Source organism: Agrobacterium sp. CG160-95, from assembly GCF_053521725.1.
This window is the reverse complement of record NZ_JBNWDU010000010.1, coordinates 80,627-106,473: the sequence shown is the minus strand read 5'-3', so window position 1 is coordinate 106,473 and position 25,847 is coordinate 80,627. Positions and strand designations below refer to the sequence as shown.

Here is a 25,847-nt window from a genome sequence, read left to right as displayed (position 1 = left end):
ATGATCGACCATACCCATTTCGATTTCGCCAAGCTCACCGAGCGCGAACGCTACAAGATCTTGATCGGCACAGTCATCCCACGGCCGATCGCGCTGGTGACGACCGTCAGCAAGGACGGGCAACCGAACGCCGGACCCTTCAGTTTCTTCAATGTGCTGACCCATGATCCGGCAATCGTCGCGATCGGCGTCGAGAATTATTCCGACATGCGCTTCAAGGACACCGCCCGCAATATCCGCGAGACCGGCGAGTTCACCGTCCACATCTGCGACAATGCGCTGGTCGACCAGATGGAAGTCTGCGCCATCAAGTTCGGCCCTGAAGTGGACGAGATGGAAGAAGCAGGCCTTGCAACCGTACCGGGCCAGATGGTGAAAAGCCCGCGCATTCTGGCCGCGCCTGCCGCCCTGGAATGCCGTCGCCACACAACGCTTCAGGTCGGTCCGGCACGCGAGATCATTCTTGGTGAAGTCGTCGGCGTGTTCGTTCGCAGTGATGCCGTCAACGCGTCGAACCTGCATATCGACCAGCAACTCATGGATGCCGTCGGTCGTATGGGCGGACATACCTATACCCGCACCCGCGATCAGTTCGACATAAAGACGTTGACGCCACAGGAATGGGAAAACCGTCAGGGCGGTTCAAAGGCAGCTGCCGAATGACAAATGGCCGGTATTTCTCGCAGGTCGGCGGCTTGCCGCCACAGACGCAGACGCTTACCAGCAAGGCCGTGTTCACCACCGCCTATGCGGTAATCCCGAAGACCGTGATGAGCGACATCGTCACCAGTGTCCTGCCGCATTGGGAAAAGACGCGCGCCTGGATCATCTCGCGCCCCTTGAGCGGCTTTGCCGAGACCTTCGCGCAATATATCGTGGAAGTGGCGCCAGGCGGCGGCAGCATGAAGCCGGAGCCGGATGCCCGCGCGCAGGCCGCGATCTTCGTGGTCGAGGGCGAAGGCACGATTACTTACGACGGCAAGGACCGGCCGCTACGCACCGGCTCCTTTGCTTATATCCCGGCTGGCGGTCAATGGATGCTGAAAAATGACAGTGCTGCGCCGCTTCGTTTCCACTGGGTACGCAAAGTGTTCAAGATCGTCGAAGGTCTTAAGGCACCGCCGGCGGTCTTCATCCATGAGGACGAATGCACGCTCGACTGGATGCCAGATACCAACGAGTTCTGGGGCACGACCCGCTTTCTCGATCCGAACGATGTTCGTTATGATTTCCATCTGAATATCGTGACGTTCGAGCCAGGCGCCAGCATTCCGTTCATGGAAACCCATATTATGGAGCACGGGCTCTATGTGCTGGAAGGCAAGGCCGTCTACCGGCTGAACGAGGACTGGGTCGAGGTCGAAGCCGGCGATTACATGTGGCTGCGCGCCTACTGCCCGCAGGCTTGCTATGCCGGCGGCCCGGGCCGTTTCCGCTACCTGCTCTACAAGGACGTCAACCGTCACCCGGATCTGTAAGTTCTTGATAAATAATAGATGTGGTGGCGAAGAGTGAGCGGGGCGTAGGTTCGTATCCGCTCAAGGCGCACCTTGAATTTAGCCAACTCATTTCATCGGGAAGGCTTTGGGCTTCGGTTGATACAACCGCCTTTTGGCATTCGAGCGCAGAGCATTGCGAACATCCTAGTCCACGATCGACAGGTCGAACCATTCCGGATCAAAATAGCCGCCGCACCACCGAATGGTTTCGGCGTATTCAGGATCCTCCCGGTCGGCGATGGTGTCCATGAACCGTTCATATCCTGAAAACCCACCAACACCTTCGGGCGGTCGCGCTCTTTCACCGGCGACGCAGCTCCCGCGTTAGGGCGTAGAAGCGTCAGGAAGTCCTCAACCGCGACGGTGCGCCGCATGCTGGGATACTTTGCCGTGCCGCGCCTTCGATTCTCACCAAGACCTTGGAGAAGCCGGAGCTTGCAGACCAATCTGCGTCAACGCGATCGAATGTTGGGTCGCGTCCGGTAGCTCGGCCCCATCAAGTTCAAGCTCTATTTCATAATTTCGCGAAGAAGGCCGCGATCTGGTCGGCAACGTCATTAGGGGCTTCTTCGGCCATGTGATGTCCACTTTCGATACTATGCCGCAGCATGATCTGGTCGCTCCACTCCGACCAAGGACTAACAGGGTCGCCGTAAAGGTTTTCCATGTCGTCCCGCAGTGACCAAAGAACTCCTAAAGGACATTGTAGCTGTCGCCCTGCAACCTTGTCGCGTTTGTCATCATCGTAGTCGAACTCAAGCCCTGCGCGATAATCAGCAAGCATGCCCCGCACCACGTCAGGATTTCGGGTGGCAGCGAGATAATCCAGCTTATTTTCGGCACCAACGGCTGCTTCCGCGGGATACCAGAGGTCTGGATTGCCCTGGATCGCAGCTTCTGCCTTGTCGCTTTGCGCAAAGAAGAACCAGTGCCACCAACTCTTGGCGAAGCGCCAGTCTGCGCGGTTCAGAGCCTCGTAGATCGGAACACCGTCCATGACGACAAGGCCGGAGACGCTTTCGGGGAAATCCATCGCCAGTCGGAACGCGCGATATGAGCCACGGTCGTGGCCAGCGACACCAAACCTGTCATGGCCGAGCATAGCCATACACTCGTGTAATGCAGCCGCCTTCGCCTTCCCCGAACTACCCGCCAGAGTTACGGGCTGATAGCTCCGCCCGAACCCGGGCATGTCTGCACAAACGACGGAGAACTGGTGCGCGAGTTGGGGAGCCACCCTGAACCAAGTAGTATGCGTTCTCGGATGCCCGTGCAGAAGGAGGATGGGAAAGCCGGACCCGCCATGCCGCACACGGATCTCGCCATGCGGGGTAGGTACGAGCCGTTCAGAGAAGTCATTGAAGAAGTCGACCACAGGCTTTTCCTCGTCATGTGGCTGCGGACGTTCACCTTGGATCTGGTGCTGTTCATGCGTCAACGGACAGAAACAACTCAGCTATAGCCGCCGGATCGGGATCGCTCGGACGACAATTTCGCTCTGATGGAACCGCTTCTCGAGTTCGCTCCTGTAAGCAGACCACCAGTCTTCATCTAGATCAGCTACCATAATTTCGGCGAGAACGATCTCATCATGTTCGGTGTTGGAGCTTGCCTGCCATGTCCCCTCGGCTGGAGCGTGTCGATAGAAGGTCATTCCCCCAAACTTCTGTGTTAGGCGGTGGCGAACTTGTTCATAGACATTGGCCTCGAACGGCGCCCCAGCATCATCTCGTTGGGGCAGCAAAATCTGGATAAGCCAGCAGTCGCGGCGAGTGTCGGAGAACGCACCCTGCGGGTTGTCATTGATGAACGTCATTGTGGCTTCCTATGCACCAAGTGGTTGAGGCAGCCATCCAGGCCGGAGTGCTCGACATCACAAGGCTATTATCCTTTGGCTTGGTCGGACCTTACTGCAAGCCTAGGAGATAGTCCTGTTATGCCACACTACCAAGATGTTGACAGTGACGGCCGACCCAGTTGGCCGCCGGCCAGGTGCGTATCAGCTCATGATCTCGCCGCCGGTTACCGGAATGACGGCTCCCGTCATGTAGCTTCCCAGATCGGAAGCGAGCAGGACGTAGGCACCCGCCAGTTCTCCTGGCTGTCCGGCCCGGCCGATAAGGGTATTTTCCCCGAACTTGGCAGCCTTTTCCGCTGGCATCGTCGAAGGGATGAGCGGCGTCCAGATCGGCCCCGGCGCGACCGCATTCACGCGGATGCCTTTTTCCGCAAGCATCTCGGCGAGACCCGCCGTGAAGTTCGAAATCGCGCCTTTCGTGGACGCGTATGCGAGAAGCTGAGGCGACGGCTGCCGCGACTGGATCGAGGTCGTGTTAATGATCGAGCTGCCGGGCTTCATGTGAGGAGCGGCCGCCTTGGACAGAAAGAATGGTGCGTAGATATTGGTGCGGAAGGTTTCGTCCCATTCCTCGGCCGTGATGTCGGCGATGTCGCCATAGGTCCGCTGGAAAGCTGCGTTGTTGACGAGGATGTCTATGCCACCAAGTTCGTTAACGGCGCGCTGTACGAGATCCTTGCAATGTTCCTCGGACTTGATGTCGCCCGGAACGACAAGAGCCTTGCGTCCCGCTTCCTCGATCCACTTTGCGGTATCGCGGGCGTCGTCATCCTCGTTCAGGTAGGAAACGACGATGTCGGCGCCTTCGCGGGCAAACGCGATAGCGACGGCCTTGCCAATCCCGGAGTCGGCTCCGGTGATGAGGGCGACTTTGCCTGTGAGCTTGCCGTCACCCTTGTAGGACTTCTCACCATGATCGGGGACAGGTTCCATTTCCGCAGTCTTGCCTGGCGGCTCCTGCTGCTGTTCAGGATATGGCGGCGTAGGGTATCGAGTGTCTTCCATCATACAATCTCCTTTTGGGGACTGCGCGATAAACCCTGAAGGGCGTTCTGGGTTCCGCAAGTTCGATTCTCAGCGCAGCTAGGAGCAACAGATTTAGCCTGTTGATGCTCACGGAGCGCCGTCCTGGAACCCTACTTCCGGTCATGACGTTTTCACGACGTCAAGCGTAGTGGGAGGCACAATGAATGCGGGTACTGAAAGACAATGGGCTGACGATCGTTCTGTTGGTGCTGACCATCGCGACCGTAACCGGGATGCTCTTGACGGGATGGCAGGTTAACAACGAGGAAGTCATCCAGCACGGCGGCGTGCCACTCTCGCTTGCGAGCTACGCGCTGTCTGGACATTTCCTCTCGGCAATCTTCGAAAACTGGGAGAGCGAGTTCCTGCAGATGTCAGCATATGTGATGTTGACGGCGGTCCTGTTTCAGCGTGGTTCTGCGGAATCGAAGGATCCCGACCACCCCGCGTCCCAGGACGAGGATCCGGCGATCCAAAGTCAGAAGTCGGACGCTCCCTGGGCCGTGCGAGCGGGACGCACGATGCGGACGTTCTATTCCTATTCTCTGGGCATAGCGCTCGCCTTGCTATTCCTCGCAAGTTTCATTCTTCACCTCCGCTACAGTGCTGTAGCCGAAAACGCGGAAGCCGGCATGCACGGCCAGCCGGCGCAATCGATGATCGAGCATCTCGGCAGCACGCAGTTCTGGTTCGAATCATTTCAGAACTGGCAATCGGAATTCCTGTCGACGGCGGTGATCGTGGTGCTTTCGATATTCCTGCGTTTCCGGGGATCGCCTGAATCCAAGCCCGTTGCGGCGCCGCATTCCGAAACAGGCAGTTGATCGGATTTCCTTCATCGTGGTTTGCGTTGTGAGAGCGAAGGGTGTGTTTCTTTGCCACGGCTGTGACGAGCCAGCCTCGTCGCATGTGTATTGGTCGGGACGGTTGTCACCCTCAGCAAAGGGGTCGGTTGATCAAGCCAACTTTACAGGTTGACCATGTCTCAAGTGCCAGCTTTAAAACGCGTCTCTACGAGCGTCCTGAATGGTGCTTATTACCGGCCAGGTCCCGCCGCCGTTGTGGCTGACCTCTGTTGCGAGACGCCGAGTTCTGAGAAGTAGGGGCGCTGCGGCGGGAATCTGTTGGCGACCTCGGCCGACTTCGCCAGGTCGTATCGACCACGTGTTTACCTTGATCGTCGGAGGAGTGTTCATGGATCGCCTGTTTGCAAAATTCGCTAATGCAACGGCCCGGGCAACCGGTAGTCCGATCGCCTTTATTCTCTGTGTCGCCGCTGTGGTTATCTGGGCAGTATCCGGGCCATTTTTCGGGTTTTCGGAAACGTGGCAGCTGGTGATCAATACCGGCACAACCATTATCACATTTCTAATGGTGTTCTTAATCCAGAACACCCAAAATCGGGATGGGACTGCCCTTCAGACCAAGCTCGACGAGATCATACTCTCCTCTGACGCCGAGAATGAATTCATCGGGATTGAGAAGTTGACCGACGCTGAACTCGAAGCACTTCATCTTCGTTGTGAAAAATCGGCCAAGCGTTCGCAAGCCATCCTGAAGAGGACGCACGCCGAGCGAAAAGCGCGCAAGACCAGCTCATAAGGAACGGGCGCGCGCATCGTACTAGGCTGGCGGGCGAACGCCGAGCGGAACTTTCACTCGTGCCCTCAGTATTTCCGTCAAGAATTGGGTTTAAATTTCCCAAGAACGGCCCTGCTGGCGTGAAGAGAAAAATTCAAGAAGTACGGCGTTGAAACCGAAACGATCCGGCTGGCTGACCACAACATCAAGCCGGGCGTGACGTCGGATGAAGGCGAGGGAGACGGATGGCCTGCGATCCGTGCAAAAGTGCTCGAAGCCGATATCTTGCTGACGGGAACACCGATCTGGCTCGGTCAGCCTGCAAGTGTGTGCAAGCGGGCGCTCGAACGGATGGACGCTTTCCTGGAAAAGACCGACGATCAAGACCGGATGGTTTCTTATGGCAAGTCGCGGCCGTCGCAGTGGTCGGAAACGAGGATGGTGCTCATCATGTCTCAGCAGAGTTGTTCCAGGCGCTTAACGACGTCGGCTTCACCATCCCAGCGAACGCGGTGGCCTATTGGGTCGGCGAGGCGATGGGTTCAACGAACTTTGTCGATCTGAAAGAGACGCCCGAAGCCGTTCAGACGATGGTATCGATGCTTGCGCGAAACGCTGCACACCTCGCCGGTTTGCTGCAACAATCGCAGTATCCGGGAGAAGAGGAATAGTTGGTGGTTGCAGGGTCCGCAAAGCCAGTAGCCCGCCTGCCGCCGGCGTTCGTCGCGCCGTTTGGACAAGCGAAGGACTTGGCGGCATTGCGTCGGCAGGCCGAGCCTTCGCGTCAACCGGATTGACGCTTGCAGCAAACACCTTGATGACGACTTCATCGGCGGCAGGCGTTGGCCGATCGATTTCCTCGATTGCCATGACTTCCGGACCGCCGAAGCGATGGATACGGACTGCTTGCACAATCGGTCTCCTCTAAGCTCGAGAATGAGTTTTGAAACGAATCGCCAGGCAATGCGCCGATTCATCTGTCGGCGGATCGCTTGGCGGTAGCCGGGCTATTGGCGATGCCCCCCGATGATCAGTGTGTCGGATCCTTGCCAAAATCCTTGCGCAGTTCGTCCTTAGCCCTTTCGAGCGTCGCCAATCTCGACTTCGAAAGCTGCTTGCCAGCACGATTGATATAAAAAGTCAGCATCGACATAGCGGACTGGAAAGGGCTGGCCTTGCGGCGGTCGCTGTGTTCGGCAGATGCCTTCAGTGAGTCGGCGATCTTCTTGGCGCTGCGCTGTTTGAAGACGCCGCCTTTCAGGTCCATTGCATCGCTGTTGTCAGTCACATCCTGCGACCATTTCTGTTTGGATTTCTTCTTCGGCATGAACGTTCCTCCCTAGAAGAAACGGCGCCACTGTCGTGACGCCGTGTCCCATCAATGATGCGCATGTTGCTCGTTGCGCTTGCGCGTGGCTGCAGCTTTCTTGGCGGAGGCCGAGCGCTCTTCCTTGGTGCGCGACGCGGCAGCCGCGCCGCCCTTGCGACCGCCCTTTTCGGAAGGGGCGTGTTTTTCAGCATGGCCGCGGCCTGAGCCTGACTTCTTGCCGCCGCCGCTTTCCTTGTTGACGGTGGCCCAGGCTCGGCGTTCGGCTTCCTTTTCGGAAACACCGCGGTCCTCGTAGCCTTCCTCGATATGTTCGGCCTTGCGCTTCTGCTTGTCGGTATATGCGGATTTGTCACCCTGCGGCATGGAACATCTCCTCTTGCTTCGATGAAGCAAAGAAAACGACATCTCGACCGTCAAAGTTCCTTCGCCATGTCCGCAGGTTGGATCTTTTGCGAGAATTGTGGTCTTCCGTGCGCTTCGGTACAGGCCACATCGTCAAGGAACAAATTTTCTGACCTGTCGTTTGCAGCCAAGACGCTCGTACATAAAAGACACGACCTTGGAGCAAACAGATGAAAGCACTGACCTGGCATGGCAAGCATGACATCCGCTGCGAAAGCGTCCCCGACCCCCAGATTGAGGACGGTCGCGATGCCATCATCAAGGTCACGGCCTGCGCGATCTGCGGATCGGACCTTCATCTCTACAATGGCGTCATGCCCGACATGCACAGTGGTGACATCATGGGTCACGAAACCATGGGTGAGGTCGTCGAGGTCGGCAAGGACAACAAGAAGCTGAAGGTCGGCGACCGGGTGGTCGTGCCCTTTACGATCGCCTGCGGCGAGTGCTTCTTCTGCAAACGCGGTTTTTTCTCCGGCTGCGAACGCTCGAATCCAAAACCGGAAAAGGTCACCAAGATGTGGGGCAACTCGCCCGCTGGCCTGTTCGGATATACTCATCTGTTGGGCGGGTTCAGCGGCGGCCAGGCCGAATATCTAAGGGTTCCCTACGCCGACGTCGGTCCCATCAAGGTGCCAGACGGCCTGACCGATGAGCAGGTGCTTTTCCTCTCCGACATTTTCCCGACAGGTTATATGGCCGCCGATTTCTGCAACATCCAGCCGGGCGACACGATCGCTATCTGGGGCTGTGGCCCCGTTGGCCAGATGGCAATCAAGTCCGCATTCATTCTGGGGGCGGAGCGGGTTATTGCGATCGACACTGTTCCAGAGAGGCTGGCGCTTGCTGAAAAGTCGGGAGCCATCACCCTCGATTATATGGACAAGGACATTTATGATCGGATCATGGAACTGACCAATGGCCGCGGGGCTGATGCCTGCATCGATGCGGTTGGAACCGAATCTGATCCATCCGCAAGCTGGGATGCCCGGATCGACCGCATCAAAGTCGCAACCTTCATGGGCACGGACCGCCCGCACGTCCTGCGCCAAGCGATCCATTGCTGCCGAAATTTCGGCACAGTCTCGATCGTCGGCGTCTACGGCGGTTTCCTGGACAAGATCCCGATGGGATCGGCGATCAATCGCGGCCTGACGTTCAAAATGGCCCAGACACCGGTCCAGCACTATCTGCCGATCCTGATGGACCGAATTCAGAACGGTGAAATCGACCCCTCCTTCATCATCACGCATACGGGAAGCCTGGAAGACGGACCGGACCTGTACAAGACCTTCCTCGAAAAGAAGGACGGCTGCGTCAAAGTCGTTCTCAAACCGTAAGGAGATACAGCATGGCGATTGAAACGGGAAAAGGCCTTGCCGTCGTCACGGGTGCATCGACGGGTATTGGGTACGAACTGGCCAAATGTGCTGCACAGGATGGCTATGATCTGATCATTGCGGCCGATGAGCCCCGCATCAATAAGGCTGCAGCCAGCCTCAGGGAATTCGGCACTTCGGTGGACGCCATCGAGACCGACCTGTCCACGGAGGAAGGCGTCGACCGCCTTCTCGAAAACATCGAGGCATCTGGCCGCTCCGTTGATCTGCTGATGGCCAACGCCGGTCGCGGGTTGGGAAAGGGTTTCCTGGACCAAGACTTCGCCGAGGCGCGCAAGGTCGTCGGTACCAATATCGTCGGCACCATCTATCTCGTGCAGCAGGTCGGAAATTTGATGCGCAGCTGCGGTCAAGGCCGCATTCTGCTCACCGGTTCGATTGCCGGCTTCATGCCCGGATCTTATCAGGCCGTCTACAATGGTACCAAGGCTTTCATCAACAGCTTCTCCTTCGCGTTGCGCGAAGAGCTGAAAGACAGCGGCATTACGGTTAGCTGTCTGATGCCGGGTCCGACGGAGACTGAGTTTTTTCAACGGGCTAACATGACGGACACTTCCGTCGCTCAGGCGAAGAAGGATGACCCGGCCGACGTTGCCAAGGTTGGCTATGACGCGATGATGGATGGCGAAGGCGACGTTGTCAGCGGCTGGAAGAACAAGTTGCAAGCCGCAGTCGCCAACGTCACCCCGGCGAGCACGCTGGCCCATCAACATGCAAAGATGGCCGAGCCGGGCTCCGGCAAGAACTAAATCAGGCGCCGGAATATGGACCCAACGTCGTTGGACTAGAAGGCACCCGCTGGTGCACATGGTAACTTTTGAAGGCGAGAGCTTTGCGGTACCAGGATTAACGGTTCGATTCTTTTCAAGGCGAGGATTGTGAAATGCCTGATGGGTGACAGGTCGTTACAGCCCAGTGGTCGCCAATGATTTGAGCGCCGACACGAGATAGCGTTCAGTAAGCTCGTGCCTGCCGCTTCTTGCTAAATCGATCGCCGCCGAAATCTGGGACTCGAGTTGCACGGCTTCCACGGCATTGCCGAAATTCCGCTCGACGAGGACGATTCCAGTATAGATTGACGGATCGCCGTTTGCGTCTTTCGAACACGAGCCCATGCTCAGAAGAGCTTTTGTGCAGCCGCTCGGACAAACGACGCCGTATGACGAAACAAATGATTGCCCGCCAAGGATGACGTCATGAATTCGAGCTGCCAACCGGGGACGGTCCTGGTCGACGATCCTGGCGAGGATGTACTCGACCGGTAACCCTTGCGCCAATTCTCTCTCGTCGATCTCGTAGATGTCCGCATATGCCTTGTCGGCCGTCAGAATATTCGTTTGGAGTGACCACGAATAAAAGCCAGCTCCTTGCATCGAGTGTTCGATCAGTTTCGGTCTTAGATTTTCCATAGCTGTCTTATCTCTTGTCCTTTTCGTGCCAACATGCCGTGCCGTGAGGGATGATGGGCGGGGCAATCATCCGTCACGATCGATTAACATTACGGTCCGCAGAACACTTCGGTTTAGTTGCGACCCACAAAGATCACCGCGAATCTGCTACCGCCACGCAGACGGACCGTATGGCCGTCATACAGAGGCTCGAACCACCGCCCCTCGCAGTCTCCTCAGCTGATGCCATTCACCACCACTGTCACGCATTCCGTCTGCGAGACTGGAAATTATTGATCGCAAGAACTCGTATTTGACCAGCAAAGCCATTTTGCTGAAATTACGCCATGAGCCGGTTCGAAAAACGAAGAAACATTCATGATGAATTTTGGACTGTCATCGACTCTGTCACGGCAAGACCGGCTACAGTCGATGAGCTACCTATGGATGCCCTGACAGAGGACGAGGCAGACGAGATGATTGTACTTCTCGAAGCCAACCATATTCAAACTGACGCCCGGCCAACGTAATTGGTTCTCCACTCGAACGGTAACGCCATGCCTATGTATTTTTTTCGTTTCCACTATGAAGACGTCGCTATGATCGATGAGCATGGGGCCGAATTTGCGGATGACAAAAATGCGTGTTTAGAGGCCATGAGGACTGCGCGGGAGCTGGCGGCGGACAAAATAATTAAAGGTCACGATCTAAACGGAATCTACTTCGAGATTACGCGTTCGGACCGATCTTTAATGGACAGGATACCATTGAATTCAGTGTCCAGAGGTGTGATTGCTGAAGACGCGTGACGCGCTCCCGCTCGACCCATTCAGCCTCTCACCTATATCCAAATCGCACCGGCTATTGTGGCACCCGTTCGAGAGGGCTTACGATCTTAACTTCTTTACGAGAATGACCAGCGACAATATAAAACAAGCCGAGTTCGTCATGATGATAGGCCATTCGGTGCGCATAACCCCGAATATGGTCCAAAGTGCAAATCCTGTAACCGTGAGACAGTACATTCCTGTCGAGATCGCCTTGGTATCGTTGGTCCTGACAACCTTGTAGACTTGTGGAACAAAGCTTAAGACTGAACACATTGAGGCGAGGTATCCGACCAACAGAGCGGTATCCAATGAATGTTTCCTTCGTGCAGATGCTGCTGTTGGAGGGACAGCAGGCAGTCCCTCATGGCTAACTTTCGGTACTATCGACCCATTGTTGCGCTGGCGCGTTTCGTCCACGGCTAACTCGTCTCGCCGTGTTTCGGCTGGCCAGTATTTCCGAACCATCAGGCGATGCGCGGGTTTGCATCATAAGCTCGTATTCTCGGACGGCTTGCAGCCAGTGTTCGTGATCGTCTCCGTTTATCCGCCCGTTTTCTTCCCAAAGTGCATATGCGCGTGCGCTGATCCAGATATCGCGTTTCTCGTTCATTGGTGCTGCTCGGGTCTCTTTTGTTGATATTCTAGCCGGACTGGCAGGCCTTTCAACTGTTCAGCATCGATAATGTTCCTGGGGCTTGGCGGATACGATTTTCGTTTTTTGCGGCGCTCAGCGAGGATAGCATCGGTCAAAGGACGAGGGTCCAGATCATAAGATTTGCTGGTGTCATGGACGTCGAGGAATGATCGTTGTTCTCTCAGGATGATCGGCACGATCAACCGATTGCAATATTCAGCGCCTCCAAATCTTGTGGGCTTACTGTCATCATCTCCATCGGTTGACCAATTGTGACAGCCTGCTGGATACGGCCGAGTGTTTACGTGACGACCGATGCGGACCGCATGTTTCGGGGAACCAAATACCCCACTCCAAGGTTGGCATGGCAGTTGTTCAGCTGATCCTGGGCCGTCGATCATCCTGATAGAGATTGCTGGACGAACACACATTTTTCTGGAGGAAGATATGGCACTGAAGGTTCTTGCCCTCAACGGCACTCTCAAATCATCGTCATCAACAGAGACATCGTCGACCGCACGTCTGCTTGATCTCATAGCGGAGGAATTCAAGTCTTTCGATGCAGTGACAGAAACAGTTTGGCTGGCAGATCACGACATCAAGCCCGGCGTCTCATCTGATGAGGGGGAGGGCGATGCTTGGCCCGCGATAAGGACTAAAATTCTAAATGCGGACATCCTTCTTGTCGGTACCCCCATATGGCTTGGGCAGCCGGGGAGCGTCATAAAGCGGGCGCTGGAGCGCATGGATGCGTTTTTGGAGGAAACCGATGAACAAGGTCGTATGGTTTCTTATGGAAAGGTTGCCGCTGTCGCTGTGGTTGGCAATGAGGACGGTGCGCATCATGTGTCTGCCGAAGTTTTCCAGGCCTTGAATGATGTCGGCTTTACGATCCCGGCAAATGCCGTCGCTTATTGGGTGGGTGAAGCAATGGGATCAACAAACTTCTGCGATTTGGAAGATACGCCCGAGACGGTAACGACGATGGTGGAAATGCTAGTCCGGAACACAGCGCATCTCGCCAACCTTCTGCAAGAGCATCAATATCCTGGTGAGCAGTGAGTTCGGCCTCATGCAGATCGGCCTACAACTTTTGCGCCGCATTGAGCCCATAGATTTTGGAAACGATACATGACGTCGGATGCTAACGCTGATCAACGAAAGCAAAACCTCGGCGGGCTTCTCCGAGATATCAAGGCTCTTGCCCGAGACTCTGAACAACTATCAATTCATAATATAAGGCAAACAGTTGGCGAACGCAGTTTCGGGCCTTTTCTGACAATCCCGGCGATCATCGAAATGAGCCCAATCGGAGGAATTCCAGGCCTTCCGAGCGTCATCGCTATTGTCATAAGTTTTTTTGCGATCCAGATCCTGTTTGGGCGAAAGCACCTGTGGCTCCCCGATTGGCTGGAGAAAAGAAAGATAAGTGGCCCGAAGCTTAAGCGTGGAGTTGACAAGATAGAACCCGCATCGCGATGGATCGACAAGCTGGTCCGCCCGCGACTAGCGTGGGCAACGAAACCACCTTTTCTTCGGGGGCTGGCGACATTGTCTATCGCCCTTTGTGCGACAGTACCACCACTTGAACTCATTCCTTTTGCGAGCACTTTACCGATGGCGGCAGTAGCTCTCATCGGGTTGTCACTTGCTGGGCGCGACGGCATGCTGGCATGCTTGGCGCTGCTGTTGGCTACCGGGACGGGCTACGCAGTGTTTAGAACGCTGTCAGAATTGTAAGTCAGGGGTGACCGGCGTTATATCCTCGTACGAGCGCTTCTCCATCTAATGCCTTCCGGCAACCCGTTTGGCCTGTAACCGAGGTGTTCCCGTGTAGGGTTCTGCAGAATAGTTATCGTCCAATATGTGGAGATTTGAATATACGGTTTCATGACTCCGGCTTTTCACTTTCCGAGGGAAAACGGTAGAAACAAATAATACTCGGTCATTGACAGCATCGGGGGACATCACATGAACGAATGGCTTTTATCGTTTGGCATTGAACTCAACTTCTTTCCTCATCTGATCGCACTGCTTGTAGCTTATCTTCTCGCGCTTCCTATTGGATGGGACCGCGAACAGAATGAGCGAAGTGCGGGCCTTCGAACGTTCCCTTTGGTTGCGATTGCAGCATGTGGCTTCATACAAGCGTCGGAAAAGATCACGCTTGGTAATGCAGAGGCAACCGCCCGGGTGCTTGAAGGCCTGATCAATGGCGTCGGTTTTATCGGAGGCGGAGCGATCCTTGTCGGCAAAATGGGAACGCGCGGAACTGCAACGGCTGCGAGCATATGGGCGACAGGTGCTATCGGCGCTGCAGTGGGGCTGGGATCATATGACACAGCAATTGTTCTCTCAGTTGTCACCTTTGCGACCTTGAGAGTGATGACAAACTTTAAGTCCGAAGGGAACCCGGTCAACTTGCCGGTTAAAGCGCCGGATCAAGAGTAATTACCTTGGCCACCGCGAAGAAATTCGCGTAACGCAGGCCGATGAACATGGTTACGGGGCACTAAGCTCGACCAGATTTCGTTGGTTCCAGAGCCGGTGTAGCAAATTTTAGTGTCGATGGCGCGCTTCTGCGACCGCAGCCTCAAAAGCGGTGCGAGCCTCATCGACAGATTTGTGACCTGCCAGTGCCGCTCGGCATGCGCTTCGGGCTCTCACAAAATTTGGTCCTTGGATAGCTGGCCACTGTTCCGTCATATGCACCAGCGCTTCGAATGGGCCGCCCACCTCATAGGAGCCGTTCGATGGGAAATTAAACTTGACAGGGGCGCTCCACCGAGCACCTGGTCCGGACATATCGCAACCTCCTCGATAACCAAGGTTGTAAACGCCGAAGCCTTTAATTAGTTCCGCCTCACATAGTTGATGAATTTCTCTTTGTGGTTCTAAATCTCGATGAGTTCATGAGTTCGAAGGTCAGTGCCGCTGCGATGTGGCGCTGCTCTGCACCTGTCTACCTGATGTAGAATTGCCGCGCCCGACTGTGATGGTCGGCGAAGATTTCGGGGCGAAGGCGTCCCAAGGTGCGGACGGTGCAATCTCTAAAAAACGTAGACAGCTCTATTACGCATTAAATTCTAAAATCACAGGGAACCACCTCTCATTATATCGGTTCGCTCGATAAGAGAGGAGACTATGAAACAGGAAACACCAAAGCCCGGCGCTCCCGGAACAACTGTCCAGTCTCCTCGCTGGGAGGGACCGCAGGATACTCGCCCCGCAGGCTATATGCCGGCAAAAGACGATCCAGAGGTTGACCGGGACTCTGTGGGCGAAAATCTCGGAAATCCTTGCCGAAAGAACTTGGGTGATGCCGGTAAGGTCAAGGGAGACACGTGATGTCCACGAACGAGGACAACAAAGGCTCGATAGAAGAGATCCACGAGGATGCTGAAGGCCAGTTTGCACGCGGATTGAAGCGGAACAACAATAATGGGGTCGACAGCGCCAAACCGCGTGTCATCACGGGTTCTGACGACGCCACCTCCCATAAAAATCCACCCGGGTAGAGGCCGATCAAGAAGGAATGGGACGTGAATTACGACGAGCGCGAAACGAACGAGGGTGATTTTCACAGTTAATCAAGGATATGCGGTTGTGCGGAAACTTACCCGCAGGCATTCGTAATAACTAGCGGTTCCCGGACATCGCCTGTCACTCTGATTTCCACGACGAAATACCGTCGCCAATCGAGATACGGTCGACAGGAGTAATCATTGATCAACGACGGCGACATTATCCCGCCTGTTGCATCGCCTGCGTCCTTGGGCGTAAGGGGCCTATGTCCCCGGTGTGAAAAAGGCCATCTATTCGAGGGCTACTTGTGGCTCACGCCGCGCCGTGACGTGTGCCATTTGGACTACGAATTTGCTGACGCCGCCGACGGGCCGGCATTCTTTGCAATGATGATTGCAACGGGTCCAGTTCTTCTCTTTGCCGTGTGGTTCCAAGGAACATTTGATCTTTCTTACTGGTGGCAAATTCCGACAACATTGCCGTTGGCAGCACTGTTGTGCCTTGTTGCAGACGGAGACGTCCATGACTAACCAGCCGGGAATGTCAGTATGGGACTGCGCGATCATCGGTGGCGGTCCTGCCGGGCTGACTGCAGCGATTTACCTGGCCCGCTTCCATCTTTCGGTGACGGTGTTGGACGATAATACCAGCCGGGCGGCGATGATCCCGATTTCGCACAACCATGCAGGATTTCCAGATGGGATCAGTGGGCCGGACCTTCTGGCGAGAATGAAAGCGCAAGCACAGCGGTACGGCGCTGCGGTTATAAACAGAAAGGTCGCGGGCGTTCGGAAATGCGATGATCTTTTTACGTTGAAATACGAGGGCGGCCCGCTGTCTGCCCGGACCGTGCTCATGGCGACAGGCGTGCTGAACCGCCGACCATTGATGTTGTCTGCTGCCCACGACGAGGCGGTCACTCGCGGGCTCCTCCGTTACTGTCCGGTCTGCGACGGGTTCGAGGTGTCGGACAAATCGGTCGGTGTCCTGGGAGCCGGCACGAAGGGGTTCAAGGAAGCAAAGTTCCTGCGAAGTTACACAAGGGATGTAACACTTGTGGCACCTGCTGCGGAGCATGATCTTTCGCACGGCGAGCGAAGAGAATTGGAAAATCTCGGCGTTAAGGTGGCGGAAGGGCCTGTAACGACAATCGAACCAGATGGGGCATTGATTACCGTGAAAACGACCGCCCGATCATACGCATTCGCGTCACTCTATCCGGCCCTTGGCTCGGACATCCGTTCAAGTCTAGCGGTATCCCTCGGGGCGCAAATCTCCGCTGAAGGGTGCATTGACGTCGACGCGCACCAAAGAACGAGTGTTGCGGGCCTTTATGCTGCAGGCGATGTCGTGATAGGCCTCGACCAGATCAGCCATGCGATGGGACAAGCAGGTGTCGCTGCAACCGCTATTCGCAACGATCTCTGTGAAATCGAACCATTGGTTCGGTGATAAATCCCGAGTGCGTCAGGCGAGCTTCGCCAGCTTGCTGCCTGCTGATCCGCTCCTGCGAAGCATGTATGTGCCGCCGCCCTAATCGCCCTTTTTGCTTAGAAGGGGCGCGGTCTCCGCGCCCCATCGAGGATCACTTGATCGGCGGGGAAGCCTTGCCAAGCTTTACCGAAGGCTCGCGGCCCCAGACACGTAGCTTGCCTAGCTCCGAAACGAAGGCTGACAAGCCTTCTTCTCCAGGCAAGGCCAGAACACCTTCGTCGAGATCATTGTCAATCCCGGCTTTTTCGAGCAGTGGCAGCGCTGTTTGATCATAACCGATGAACTTACAGTGCTGGAAAGCGTCGGCGACAAAGTCCCGGGCCGTCGCCTCTTTCAGCAGATCGTCAATCGCGGCGGGCGACGTCAGAATGGCTACCGCATCGAACAGGACCGATGGGCCGCCGTCAATCATATGGTGCGCCTCAATCCAGGAACCATCGGCAGCCGTTACGCCACCGACCTTGGGAGCAATCAGTTCGTATACGGCTTTTTCTTTGGTGATCGCCGCGGTCAGGCCTTTCAGGAGCTTGGAATCGACACCGTCGGTGATCAAGATTCCGAGCTTGCGACCTTCGAAACGCTTGGGGCCGCGTTCGACGATGCTGAGCGCCGGAGAGGGCTCCAGGTCCTGACGGGTGGGCACGGCCGCATCAGCAGGTTTTGGCATGGACTGGAAGCCGAGCTTCTGGGCAACGGTCGTCGCTAGCGTCTCATCGATATTCATCAGATGCGACACCATGCGTTCCCGAATGACCGGCGTTTCGACCTTGCTGAGCTCAAAGGTCAGAGCCATGGCGATGTGGCGCTGCTCGGGCGGGGTCTGACTGATATAGAACTGACGCGCCTGGCTGTAGTGATCAGCGAAGCTTTCAGGGCGAAGACGGACCTTCTGCCCCTGTTCTTCCGAAGGGAAGTGGCGATATCCCTGAACCGGCGACTCCCGCGGTCCCTCGTTGCGCGAGTTCGGCTGATAGTTGGTTCGGCCGACTGGATTGCGCATCGCCATATGCCCGTCCTGCTGGAAATGCGCGAAAGGACACTTGGGCGCATTGATCGGAAGGTGCGTGAAATTCGGTCCGCCCAGGCGCTTGAGTTGCGTATCAAGGTAAGAGAAATTGCGCCCCTGCAGCAGCGGATCGTTGCTGAAATCGATCCCCGGTGGCACGTTCTGGGTCATGAACGCCACCTGCTCGGTTTCGGCGAAGAAGTTGTCCGGCATCCGATCGAGCACGAGGCGTCCGATCGGCTGAGCTGGCAAGATTTCCTCGGGAATGATCTTCGTTGGATCCAGGATGTCAAAGTCGAAGTTGTCGGCGAAGTCCTGATCGAACAGCTGGACGCACAACTCCCATTCCGGGAAGTTGCCTGACTGTATCGACTGCCACAGGTCACGGCGGTGGAAGTCCGGATCGGCACCATTGATTTTGACCGCCTCGTTCCAGGCGACCGATTGCAGCCCCAGCTTTGGCTTCCAGTGGAACTTGACGAAGGTGGACTCATCCTTGTCGTTGAGGAAGCGGAATGTGTGAACACCAAACCCTTCCATGAAACGGAACGAACGGGGAATGGTGCGGTCCGACATGATCCACATGATCATGTTCATGCTTTCCGGCGTCAGGCTGATGAAATCCCAGAAATTGTCATGGGCTGTCTGCGCCTGCGGAAACGCCCGATCGGGTTCCTGCTTGGCGGCGTGGATGAGATCAGGAAACTTGATGGCGTCCTGGATGAAGAAGACGGGGATGTTGTTGCCGACGAGGTCCCAGTTGCCTTCTTTCGTATACATCTTCACAGCAAAGCCGCGGACGTCGCGAGCCAGATCGGCCGATCCTTTGTTGCCAGCAACGGTCGAGAAGCGGACGAACACCGGCGTTTTTTCACCGGGGCGCTGGAAGAGGTCGGCCCTGGTGTAGGCCGCAAGCGACTTATAAGTCTCAAAGAAACCATGCGCGCCGTAACCGCGAGCGTGAACCACACGTTCCGGAATACGTTCGTGGTCGAAATGAAACATCTTTTCGCGATAATGGAAGTCGTCCAAGATCAGCGGGCCGCGGGCACCGACACGTAGCGTGTTTTGGTCGTCGGCGACTGGACCGCCCTGGGCGGTCGTCATGACAGGCGTGTCGCCTTCTGCGAACTGGTGAAGCTCGCCGCCTTCCCCGCGATGGAGCTGTTGATCATGGATCGTTACGGTGTTGGCCGAAGCTTGCTTTGGGGTGGATAAATTCTTGGATGCAGATGCCTTGAGCGAAGTTGCTGCTGTTTTTGACGGTGTGGACTTTTTGACCATCGGTCTCTCCTCATAATGGGTGCAGTAAACAGAGAAAAGGCCGCCCGGATGGGCGGCCTTTCAGGAGACGGTGGATGATCAGGCAGCTTTTTTGCCTTTGGGGTTTGCGGAGGCTTCGGCGAGCTGCGTCAGCTTTTGATCGGTCGCTTCTTCTTCGGCAAGGTTAGCCTGAAGGAGAGGGATCGCTTCCTTGAGGCCGAGTTGCTTGGCCCACGCGATGAGTGTGCCGTAGCGCGCGATTTCATAGTGCTCGACTGCCTGCGCCGAGGAGATCAGGCCTGCGTCCAGAGCAACCGAGCCTTTATATTCCTCCATGATCTCTTCGCCTTCGGCGATTATGCCCTGAATGGCTTCGCAGGTCTTGCCGCGTGCTGCTTTGCCCAGTAGTTCGAAGACCTGTTCAAGGCGCTCGACCTGCCCCTGCGTCTCGTCTCGGTGCTGCAGGAAGCCGGCTTTGCCTTCTTCCGACTGGGCGGCGCGGGCCATTTTCGGCAGTGCCTTCAGAATCTGCTTTTCTGCAAAATAGATGTCCTTGAGTGTATCAAGGAAAAGGTCGTCCAACGTTTTGTCGGCCATTATATCCTCCTTACATTAGGGAAATTGATTGCACCCGATTAACTGTCTGATCACGGAAATGTTCCCGCGCCGAATGGGTCCAGCTGGCATTCACCATCGCCAAGTCGCCCTAGACTTTCGCCGTCTCACCGGCTTCCCGCAGCGACAGGAACCTTGTCGTCACCGAAACGAGGTTGTCATCAAGCCACTGGGCCATTGCTTTTTCCTCGGCAAGGTTGGCCTGCAGGGCGGTTGCCGCAGCCGCGTACCCGCCAGCTTCTGCCACCGTCAAAAGTGATTTGTAGGCGGCCATCTCAAAGTTCTCGAAGGCAAAATTCGCGAACGAATTTTTCAGGATTTCGTCGCCCGCCATGGTGTGGCCCATTGCCGCCATCGCGCCGGTGAACGAAAGCGCCATGTCTTTCAGAGACGAATGGTCTTCGTTGAGCCCTGCCAGCACGTCTTCAATGCGGACGATCTGGCCCTCCGTTTCCCGGATGTGCTGCTCCAGTTTCGCCGCGACTTCAGGATAATTCTCGATCCGTGATAGTTGCGGCTTCATAATCGACAGGGCCTGGTTCTCCATCGCGTGGGCGTTCTTCAAGCCGGTGACAAAGACTTCTCGGGTTTCATTTTCAGCCATAATAGTTCTCCTTTGTTGGACCGCATTAACATTCTGGACTCACCAATGTTCCACGCGAGGTATGGCGGGCGGCTGCCCTAATGCCAAAAAACAGAAGGGGCTGCTTTGGAATGCTGTGTCTAGCGCCAGACTCCTTTTTCGCCTCGTAGTGAGACCCTTCGGGCGATGCGCCCGCCCTGGAACAAAAACTGCAGCTATTTGTTTGGGCGATCATCGGAAAAAGGGAGCGTTGAATGGTGAAACGAGTGGCGTTGGTTACCGGGGCGGGGTCCGGGATCGGGCGGGCAGCAGCGCTCTCCCTGGCAAGCAACGGGTACGCCATCGGCGCACTGGGCCACGCCGTCGAGGAACTGGCCGATGTGGTAAGGCAGATTGAGGTGAACGGGCAAGACGCGATCGTGTTGCATGCAGACATCTCGAATGAGGAACAGATGCGATCGGCGATCACTACCCTCGTCGAGCGTTACGGTCGTCTGGATGTCGTGGTAGCGAACGCAGGGATCAATGGCGTCTGGGCACCGGTCGATGATCTTAGCCTCGCGGAATGGAACAACACGATCACTGTAAATCTCACTGGGACTTTTCTAACGATAGCCACCACGGTTCCGCACTTGAAGGTATCGGGTGGCGGATCAATCGTCGTGGTATCCTCGATAAACGGAACGAGAACTTTTACCACACCTGGTGCGACCGCATACACGGCAACGAAAGCCGGACAGGTAGCGATGGTCCAGCAACTCGCTCTGGAACTTGCGCGCCATCACATCCGTATAAACGCCGTTTGCCCCGGGGAAATCGATACGAATATCGGGGCTAACACCTCGGTGCGTCATGAGGAATTGACGGCTATCCCGGTCATCTGGCCTGCAGGGCAAGTTCCCATCACGGGAGGGCAGTCAGGCCGTAGCGAGGATGTAGCGGACGTCATAACATTTCTGGCATCGGACAAGGCACGCCACATCACGGGATCGCCGATCTGGGTAGATGGTGGGCAAGGGTTACTGCGATGAACAGTGACACCACCCCGTTTTCAAAAGTTTCGCGTGAACCGCAATGGGGGCCGAAGATGATTGTCGGCGACAGACACCGATTTCAACTCTGGGCTCCGGCGCAGAAGGAAGTTAGCTTATGGCTCAACGGGGTCGGCATACCTATGGCCAGGTTCGACGATGGCTGGCACAGTATTGAGACAAGTGCGCGGTATGGGAGCGAATACGCGTTCGTCCTGGGGAACGGGCGGCTCGTCGGCGACCCGGCGTCGCGTCAGCAAGCGGGGGAGATAGATGGGCCGTCCATTCTGCCAGATCCGGACAGCTATCATTGGCGCAATGCTGATTGGTGTGGGCGGCCTTGGGAAGAAACGATCGTCTACGAGATTCATATCGGCACGTTTACGGAACAAGGGACTTTTCAGGCGGCGATCAGGAAGTTACCGCGCCTTGCAGAACTCGGCTTCACTGCCATAGAAATCATGCCGCTTGCGCATTTTCCAGGAGAACGCGGTTGGGGATACGATGGTGTCCTACAGTTTGCTCCGCATTCATCGTATGGCCGGCCCGACGACCTTAAGGCACTTATCGATGCCGCACACGGTTTAGGTATGATGGTGTTCCTAGACGTCGTCTACAACCACTTCGGCCCCGAAGGAAACTACCTGAGCCTTTACGCGCCGGCCTTTTTCCACCGTGGCGCATCGACCCCGTGGGGAGACGCGATCGCTTACGAGAAGCGGGAAGTGCGCGCGTATTTTATTGAAAATGCGCTGTACTGGCTACACGATTTCAAGCTCGACGGCCTTCGGTTCGATGCAATCGACCATATCAAGGACGGCAGCAGCGTTCATATTCTCGAGCAAATAGCACAGACTGTCCGAAAGGAAATTGTTGGCAGGCAAGTCCATCTGATGACAGAAAACCCGGCGAACGGAACAGATTTGATGGTGGACCAGCCTGGTGGCCGACTTTATCAAGCCGACTGGAATGACGACTTCCACCACGCGGTGCACGTTGGAATTACAGGTGAGAGTTGCGGTTACTATGAAGCGTTCAAGAACGATAACTGGGACATGATCCGGCATGCGATGGCGAAAGGATATTTGAATCCCGGCAAGCCAATCATTAGCGACGATCCCCCTCCCGCAGAATCCCTGCCGCCAACTGCCTATATCCATTTCCTTCAGAACCACGACCAGGTTGGAATCGAGCACTTGGGGACAGGCTGCACCGTGGGATAGAATATCATGTCTATCGGGCGCTTATAGAGATGCTGTTGTTGTCGCCGCAGATACCCCTATAATTCATGGGGGACGACCATCGGTCACTTCAACCGTTCTATTTCTTCGCTGATTATGATGGAGACATAGCCGAGGCTGTCCGTGCGAACAGGCTTGGGGAAGCGGCAAATTTCGGAGGCTTTCCTGGAGGCTCGTCGGAGGCAGATATCCCCGATCCCAACGATTATGACACTTTTTTGAGGAGCAAGCTCGACTGGCGCGAAGCCGAGACCGAAGGAGGTCGAGAATGGGCGACCCACCTGCAGTATCTCATCAGACTGCGGCGAGAAAAAATTATACCGCTTCTTGCCGACGCGAAAGGCTTTGCTGGAAAGGTCGTAAGCGCGCCGGAGCGGTGTATTTTCATCGACTGGAAGTTTGGAGGCGTGACGTTGCAGTTGAGGGCCAACTTTTCCACCCAACGTATCTCGTTACCAAACAGTCCGAGAGATCGGCTCTTTCCGGAAGATGTTGTAGAAGGCGGACGGCTGGACACGAACACCGTGCAGATATTCATTCGCAACGGCTAAGACCAGAATGGCTTTTGAACGATCACCGTCAAGAGTTCGCCTGGTGTTGCAAGTTTCGTCGCGCCAGATATTAACGGGGGACCGACCAGGTGAGTGCCCACTGACTGGGACGAGCCGCCAATGGATGGTTCTGTCACTTGCGCAGTTCTTGTTTTCTTGACTACAGGGAATTCATGAGTGGTTGCTATTAAAGGCAAATCAACCTAAGAGATTACTTATTCAAATACTTCGTAGAATGTTTATGGTCGGCGGTGCCATAATCCATCCAGTGCAATCAAGCAGGTGTTTCCTGTGTTTCCAGCGCTGATGGCGGGCACGTGAATGGAAGTGTCATGTATTCTAACGCGTCCAAAGCACGCTTTCTAACCAATCTTTCCAACACGGTTCGGCTGGAGCTACTGTCAATTATCTCCGAAAAGGAAATCTCTGTGGGCGAATTGGCAGAAAGACTGAATAGGAGCCAGTCGGCTGTCTCACAACATCTCGCTCGGCTTCGGGCGGACGGTCTGGTGACGACCCGCCGTGATGCCCAGACAGTGTACTACCGTTGCGCAAATCCAGGTGTCCAGCGGGTTTTGGAAATGCTGAATGAAATTTTCAGCCCTGAGTTTGATAGGGAGCATGGTGCGACGCTTGTCAGACATTCCCATTTCGTGGGCTAAGACCCGGTTATGTGCGACGACTCGCTTTGGTATTGGATCAAGATTACCGCCTCTCGCTACGCATGGCTGGAAAGTTACTTCCAACTGCAGCAAGATGGCGGGATCCAAGCGTACCCGATAGAGACATTTTCGTTGCTTGAGCTTTCATTCGCGGGAGGGTCTGATCGTTGCATCCAAGCACCTGGGTGCTCTTGAAGCACCCTGACTTCGGGCCATTCGGCTACTCCGCTGCCATGCCGCTGATCTGGATCAGGGCTTTGAATGCCTCACCAAGATTCTCGTATCGGCGTAGTATCGCCGCCTTTTCGTCCTTAAGTCGCATCAGGAGTGCGAGTTCGGCCGGGGAGGCATCGTTAGACATTGCTCTGATCCGCAGGTGCCCTTCGATTTCATCGAGCGATAGACGATATGCTGACGCAGCGTCCTGAACATTTTTGTGATGCCGCTGTAAAATCAAGCTCATTCGCGGTCCCATCTCAGGGGGAATGACGATTTATAACGCGATTATTGCACGCGCAATAAAGCCGTGCGGCCTATAGTTAATGAAATGTGAATATAGGGGGATATTTCACAGATCTGCGTCTTTATGAACCAGATGACTTCGGATCAGATACATTCTCGCGGGGCTGCATGGACCGCGCCGCATCCTCCTTTTTGTCTTGAATTCAGTGCAGCGTGCCGCTGATGACCATTTCGGAGATAAAGGCAGCCAGCAATTTTTCATCGAAATGGCCGGCTGACTTCATCATCACGTCGATCGCCTCTTCCAGCGCGGCTCTGCGGAATCAAAAGATCCGGACGAGAACGCACCTCAGGACGAGGATCCAGCGAGCCGGGCCGGAAAGTCGGATGCACCTTGGGCTGTACGGGCAGGAGGATGGACGAGGGCGCTCTATTCCTACTCGCTGGGCATAGCGCTTGCCCTGCTGTTTGTTGCCAGCTTCATTCTTCATCTCCGCTACAGTGCAGTAGCCGCGAATACAGAAGCCGTCATCCACGGCCAACCGGCGCAGTCGTTTATGGAACATCTCGCCAGCGCACAGTTCTGGTTCGAATCCTTTCAAAACTGGCAATCCGAATTTCTGTCGACGGCAGTGATCGTGGTGCTTTCGATTTTCCTGCGCTTCCGAGGATCGTCCGAATCCAAGCCTGTCGCGCTCCGCATACCGAAACAGGCAGCTGATCGAATTTGTAACCAGCCGGTGCGGCCAAAGTTGGCACGGAAACGTCCTTCGACGCTTTAGGGGGCGTCCGCCCATTAGACGCGCTCCGCCCGGAACTTTCTCACTCTGGCCGCCGACCCACAGGTTTTGTCGGAACACCAGCGGCGGTGCCCACCGCGGGACAGATCCAGGAACAGCCAGCCGCAGTTTCGCCCCTGACAAATCCGGACGGCCCGGCGCTGATCCCGGGACGTGAGAAGTTCCGCTGCCATTAAGGCGATCCGGCCTGCGATGTCGGTCACGGCCGCCGGGGGCCCATGGGTCCAGATAACGCCACCCCTCCCGCTCCGCAGTCTTCGCCGTGCAGCCGCATGGGCAAACGCGTCGCTAAGATAATTGAGATCGTCCTCCCCAGGGGCGCCATCTCGTTCCTCATGACTGAAGATCCGATGCAAGGTTTCTCTCAGGGCTTTAGCATTCTCAAGTTCGATATCAGCCGCTGCAGGGTTGGCTTTCGCTTCCTGTATCAAGAAATTGTGTTCCCGCTGATCAATCACATCGACTCGAAGCGCCCAATCAGTCAGGTCGCGGAACGAGTTGAGATAGTCGGGCCCCCACGCGACCCCGCGGCTGTCGACCGTGTTGACGAAGTCGAGGGCTGCGTGGCCGCCCAGCAAGTTGATGTCGTCGATCGTCTTCTCGGTGTCCATGGTTCTAATATCGTATCGGGGAACGATTTGGGCAAGAGCAAGTTGTAACGGTATA

32 protein-coding genes and 3 pseudogenes are annotated in these 25,847 nt (G+C 55.8%); 20 read left to right on the top strand and 15 right to left on the bottom strand.

What is annotated here, in order from left to right; genetic code table 11:
• Together ACQZ63_RS25785 and ACQZ63_RS25780 are read left to right on the top strand one after the other, a co-directional pair.
• Positions 1–663 (top strand): flavin reductase family protein, encoded by a 663-nt coding sequence (locus ACQZ63_RS25785; protein WP_173998444.1) that lies wholly within the window; start codon positions 1–3, stop codon positions 661–663.
• Complete coding sequence (locus ACQZ63_RS25780) at positions 660–1,478, top strand: bifunctional allantoicase/(S)-ureidoglycine aminohydrolase (RefSeq protein WP_173998446.1); 819 nt, start codon at positions 660–662, stop codon at positions 1,476–1,478. Before ACQZ63_RS25785 ends, ACQZ63_RS25780 begins: the two co-directional genes overlap by 4 nt.
• 87 nt (positions 1,479–1,565) lie before the next feature.
• Here ACQZ63_RS25780 and ACQZ63_RS25775 read toward each other — a convergent pair.
• The 4 genes and pseudogenes from ACQZ63_RS25775 to ACQZ63_RS25760 all read right to left on the bottom strand — a co-directional run.
• Positions 1,566–1,870 (bottom strand): annotated as a pseudogene (locus tag ACQZ63_RS25775) (IS1096 element passenger TnpR family protein); the annotation flags it as partial.
• Positions 1,871–2,013: 143 nt separating this feature from the next.
• Entirely contained in the window at positions 2,014–2,811 is a 798-nt protein-coding gene (locus tag ACQZ63_RS25770) for an alpha/beta fold hydrolase (RefSeq protein ID WP_336510474.1), read from the bottom strand.
• A gap of 144 nt (positions 2,812–2,955) precedes the next feature.
• On the bottom strand, positions 2,956–3,315 hold the full coding sequence (locus tag ACQZ63_RS25765) for a hypothetical protein (RefSeq protein WP_013637198.1): 360 nt from the start codon (positions 3,313–3,315) through the stop codon (positions 2,956–2,958).
• Positions 3,316–3,498: 183 nt separating this feature from the next.
• Positions 3,499–4,365: an SDR family oxidoreductase gene (locus ACQZ63_RS25760; RefSeq protein WP_013637199.1), complete on the bottom strand. Its 867-nt coding sequence runs from the start codon at positions 4,363–4,365 to the stop codon at positions 3,499–3,501.
• A gap of 182 nt (positions 4,366–4,547) precedes the next feature.
• On the opposite strand from ACQZ63_RS25760, the gene ACQZ63_RS25755 reads away from it, so the two are divergent.
• The 3 genes and pseudogenes from ACQZ63_RS25755 to ACQZ63_RS25745 all read left to right on the top strand — a co-directional run.
• Positions 4,548–5,207 (top strand): DUF6766 family protein, encoded by a 660-nt coding sequence (locus tag ACQZ63_RS25755; RefSeq protein ID WP_173998450.1) that lies wholly within the window; start codon positions 4,548–4,550, stop codon positions 5,205–5,207.
• 370 nt (positions 5,208–5,577) lie between these two features.
• Positions 5,578–5,985, top strand: a complete 408-nt coding sequence (locus ACQZ63_RS25750; RefSeq protein ID WP_013637201.1) for a low affinity iron permease family protein — start codon at positions 5,578–5,580, stop codon at positions 5,983–5,985.
• Between the two features lie 141 nt (positions 5,986–6,126).
• Positions 6,127–6,635, top strand: a pseudogene (locus ACQZ63_RS25745) (flavodoxin family protein); the annotation flags it as partial.
• Positions 6,636–6,994: 359 nt separating this feature from the next.
• On the opposite strand, the gene ACQZ63_RS25740 reads toward ACQZ63_RS25745, so the two are convergent.
• Together ACQZ63_RS25740 and ACQZ63_RS25735 are read right to left on the bottom strand one after the other, a co-directional pair.
• The gene (locus ACQZ63_RS25740) at positions 6,995–7,291 is read right to left on the bottom strand and encodes a DUF3175 domain-containing protein (protein WP_013637203.1); all 297 of its coding nucleotides are present in this window, start codon (positions 7,289–7,291) and stop codon (positions 6,995–6,997) included.
• 51 nt (positions 7,292–7,342) lie between these two features.
• The gene (locus ACQZ63_RS25735) at positions 7,343–7,657 is read right to left on the bottom strand and encodes a plasmid stabilization protein (RefSeq protein WP_173998452.1); all 315 of its coding nucleotides are present in this window, start codon (positions 7,655–7,657) and stop codon (positions 7,343–7,345) included.
• 209 nt (positions 7,658–7,866) lie between these two features.
• On the opposite strand from ACQZ63_RS25735, the gene ACQZ63_RS25730 reads away from it, so the two are divergent.
• On the top strand, positions 7,867–9,036 hold the full coding sequence (locus tag ACQZ63_RS25730) for a zinc-dependent alcohol dehydrogenase (RefSeq protein ID WP_013637206.1): 1,170 nt from the start codon (positions 7,867–7,869) through the stop codon (positions 9,034–9,036).
• Positions 9,037–9,047: 11 nt separating this feature from the next.
• Positions 9,048–9,845, top strand: coding sequence for an SDR family NAD(P)-dependent oxidoreductase (locus ACQZ63_RS25725; RefSeq protein ID WP_013637207.1), 798 nt, complete (start codon positions 9,048–9,050; stop codon positions 9,843–9,845).
• 156 nt (positions 9,846–10,001) lie between these two features.
• Here ACQZ63_RS25725 and ACQZ63_RS25720 read toward each other — a convergent pair whose 3' ends face one another.
• Positions 10,002–10,505 (bottom strand): hypothetical protein, encoded by a 504-nt coding sequence (locus ACQZ63_RS25720; protein ID WP_173998454.1) that lies wholly within the window; start codon positions 10,503–10,505, stop codon positions 10,002–10,004.
• 536 nt (positions 10,506–11,041) lie between these two features.
• On the opposite strand from ACQZ63_RS25720, the gene ACQZ63_RS25715 reads away from it, so the two are divergent.
• Positions 11,042–11,293: a DUF6894 family protein gene (locus ACQZ63_RS25715; RefSeq protein WP_448799443.1), complete on the top strand. Its 252-nt coding sequence runs from the start codon at positions 11,042–11,044 to the stop codon at positions 11,291–11,293.
• Positions 11,294–11,371: 78 nt separating this feature from the next.
• On the opposite strand, the gene ACQZ63_RS25710 is transcribed toward ACQZ63_RS25715, so the two are convergent.
• Complete coding sequence (locus tag ACQZ63_RS25710) at positions 11,372–11,779, bottom strand: SemiSWEET family sugar transporter (protein WP_272870725.1); 408 nt, start codon at positions 11,777–11,779, stop codon at positions 11,372–11,374.
• Entirely contained in the window at positions 11,682–11,924 is a 243-nt protein-coding gene (locus tag ACQZ63_RS25705) for a DUF2934 domain-containing protein (RefSeq protein ID WP_173998458.1), read from the bottom strand. The genes ACQZ63_RS25710 and ACQZ63_RS25705 overlap by 98 nt, the downstream gene beginning before the upstream one ends.
• 471 nt (positions 11,925–12,395) lie before the next feature.
• On the opposite strand from ACQZ63_RS25705, the gene ACQZ63_RS25700 reads away from it, so the two are divergent.
• The 3 genes from ACQZ63_RS25700 to ACQZ63_RS25690 all read left to right on the top strand — a co-directional run bounded on the left by ACQZ63_RS25700 (position 12,396) and on the right by ACQZ63_RS25690 (position 14,399).
• The gene (locus ACQZ63_RS25700; RefSeq protein WP_013637211.1) at positions 12,396–13,010 is read left to right on the top strand and encodes a flavodoxin family protein; all 615 of its coding nucleotides are present in this window, start codon (positions 12,396–12,398) and stop codon (positions 13,008–13,010) included.
• A gap of 69 nt (positions 13,011–13,079) precedes the next feature.
• Positions 13,080–13,688 (top strand): exopolysaccharide biosynthesis protein, encoded by a 609-nt coding sequence (locus ACQZ63_RS25695; protein WP_173998461.1) that lies wholly within the window; start codon positions 13,080–13,082, stop codon positions 13,686–13,688.
• A gap of 231 nt (positions 13,689–13,919) precedes the next feature.
• Positions 13,920–14,399: an MgtC/SapB family protein gene (locus ACQZ63_RS25690; RefSeq protein ID WP_013637213.1), complete on the top strand. Its 480-nt coding sequence runs from the start codon at positions 13,920–13,922 to the stop codon at positions 14,397–14,399.
• Between the two features lie 108 nt (positions 14,400–14,507).
• On the opposite strand, the gene ACQZ63_RS25685 is transcribed toward ACQZ63_RS25690, so the two are convergent.
• Entirely contained in the window at positions 14,508–14,753 is a 246-nt protein-coding gene (locus ACQZ63_RS25685) for a DUF982 domain-containing protein (protein ID WP_083807409.1), read from the bottom strand.
• Between the two features lie 339 nt (positions 14,754–15,092).
• On the opposite strand from ACQZ63_RS25685, the gene ACQZ63_RS25680 reads away from it, so the two are divergent.
• The 4 genes from ACQZ63_RS25680 (at position 15,093) to ACQZ63_RS25665 (ending at position 16,925) form a co-directional block, all read left to right on the top strand.
• Positions 15,093–15,296: a hypothetical protein gene (locus tag ACQZ63_RS25680; RefSeq protein ID WP_013637215.1), complete on the top strand. Its 204-nt coding sequence runs from the start codon at positions 15,093–15,095 to the stop codon at positions 15,294–15,296.
• Positions 15,296–15,466, top strand: coding sequence for a hypothetical protein (locus tag ACQZ63_RS25675; protein WP_419457088.1), 171 nt, complete (start codon positions 15,296–15,298; stop codon positions 15,464–15,466). Before ACQZ63_RS25680 ends, ACQZ63_RS25675 begins: the two co-directional genes overlap by 1 nt.
• Before the next feature lie 207 nt (positions 15,467–15,673).
• Entirely contained in the window at positions 15,674–16,003 is a 330-nt protein-coding gene (locus tag ACQZ63_RS25670; protein WP_173998463.1) for a DUF983 domain-containing protein, read from the top strand.
• Positions 15,996–16,925: an NAD(P)/FAD-dependent oxidoreductase gene (locus ACQZ63_RS25665; protein ID WP_173998465.1), complete on the top strand. Its 930-nt coding sequence runs from the start codon at positions 15,996–15,998 to the stop codon at positions 16,923–16,925. Before ACQZ63_RS25670 ends, ACQZ63_RS25665 begins: the two co-directional genes overlap by 8 nt.
• Before the next feature lie 133 nt (positions 16,926–17,058).
• On the opposite strand, the gene katE is transcribed toward ACQZ63_RS25665, so the two are convergent.
• From katE to ACQZ63_RS25650, 3 genes are all read right to left on the bottom strand, one after another.
• A complete protein-coding gene (katE, locus tag ACQZ63_RS25660; RefSeq protein WP_173998467.1) occupies positions 17,059–19,257 on the bottom strand; it encodes a catalase in 2,199 nt (732 codons plus the stop codon).
• Positions 19,258–19,335: 78 nt separating this feature from the next.
• Complete coding sequence (locus tag ACQZ63_RS25655) at positions 19,336–19,836, bottom strand: YciE/YciF ferroxidase family protein (RefSeq protein WP_173998537.1); 501 nt, start codon at positions 19,834–19,836, stop codon at positions 19,336–19,338.
• A 106-nt stretch (positions 19,837–19,942) separates the two neighbouring features.
• The gene (locus ACQZ63_RS25650) at positions 19,943–20,455 is read right to left on the bottom strand and encodes a ferritin-like domain-containing protein (protein WP_111783367.1); all 513 of its coding nucleotides are present in this window, start codon (positions 20,453–20,455) and stop codon (positions 19,943–19,945) included.
• Positions 20,456–20,688: 233 nt separating this feature from the next.
• Here ACQZ63_RS25650 and ACQZ63_RS25645 point away from each other — a divergent pair, with 233 nt between their 5' ends.
• From ACQZ63_RS25645 to ACQZ63_RS25630, 4 genes are all read left to right on the top strand, one after another.
• The gene (locus ACQZ63_RS25645; RefSeq protein WP_173998469.1) at positions 20,689–21,465 is read left to right on the top strand and encodes an SDR family oxidoreductase; all 777 of its coding nucleotides are present in this window, start codon (positions 20,689–20,691) and stop codon (positions 21,463–21,465) included.
• Positions 21,462–22,688, top strand: coding sequence for an alpha-amylase family glycosyl hydrolase (locus ACQZ63_RS25640; RefSeq protein WP_173998471.1), 1,227 nt, complete (start codon positions 21,462–21,464; stop codon positions 22,686–22,688). The genes ACQZ63_RS25645 and ACQZ63_RS25640 overlap by 4 nt, the downstream gene beginning before the upstream one ends.
• A 65-nt stretch (positions 22,689–22,753) precedes the next feature.
• Positions 22,754–23,257 carry a DUF3459 domain-containing protein gene (locus tag ACQZ63_RS25635; protein ID WP_173998473.1) on the top strand — a complete coding sequence of 168 codons (504 nt, stop codon included), beginning with the start codon at positions 22,754–22,756 and terminating at the stop codon, positions 23,255–23,257.
• A gap of 332 nt (positions 23,258–23,589) precedes the next feature.
• Entirely contained in the window at positions 23,590–23,919 is a 330-nt protein-coding gene (locus ACQZ63_RS25630; protein ID WP_049790361.1) for an ArsR/SmtB family transcription factor, read from the top strand.
• Between the two features lie 220 nt (positions 23,920–24,139).
• Here the strand turns inward: ACQZ63_RS25630 and ACQZ63_RS25625 are convergent, their stop codons facing one another.
• Positions 24,140–24,382 (bottom strand): hypothetical protein, encoded by a 243-nt coding sequence (locus ACQZ63_RS25625; protein WP_049790362.1) that lies wholly within the window; start codon positions 24,380–24,382, stop codon positions 24,140–24,142.
• Between the two features lie 298 nt (positions 24,383–24,680).
• On the opposite strand from ACQZ63_RS25625, the pseudogene ACQZ63_RS25620 reads away from it, so the two are divergent.
• Positions 24,681–25,102: pseudogene (locus tag ACQZ63_RS25620) on the top strand (DUF6766 family protein); the annotation flags it as partial.
• 75 nt (positions 25,103–25,177) lie between these two features.
• Here the strand turns inward: ACQZ63_RS25620 and ACQZ63_RS25615 are convergent.
• The gene (locus ACQZ63_RS25615; RefSeq protein ID WP_013637228.1) at positions 25,178–25,792 is read right to left on the bottom strand and encodes a CGNR zinc finger domain-containing protein; all 615 of its coding nucleotides are present in this window, start codon (positions 25,790–25,792) and stop codon (positions 25,178–25,180) included.
• Positions 25,793–25,847 lie beyond the last annotated feature (55 nt).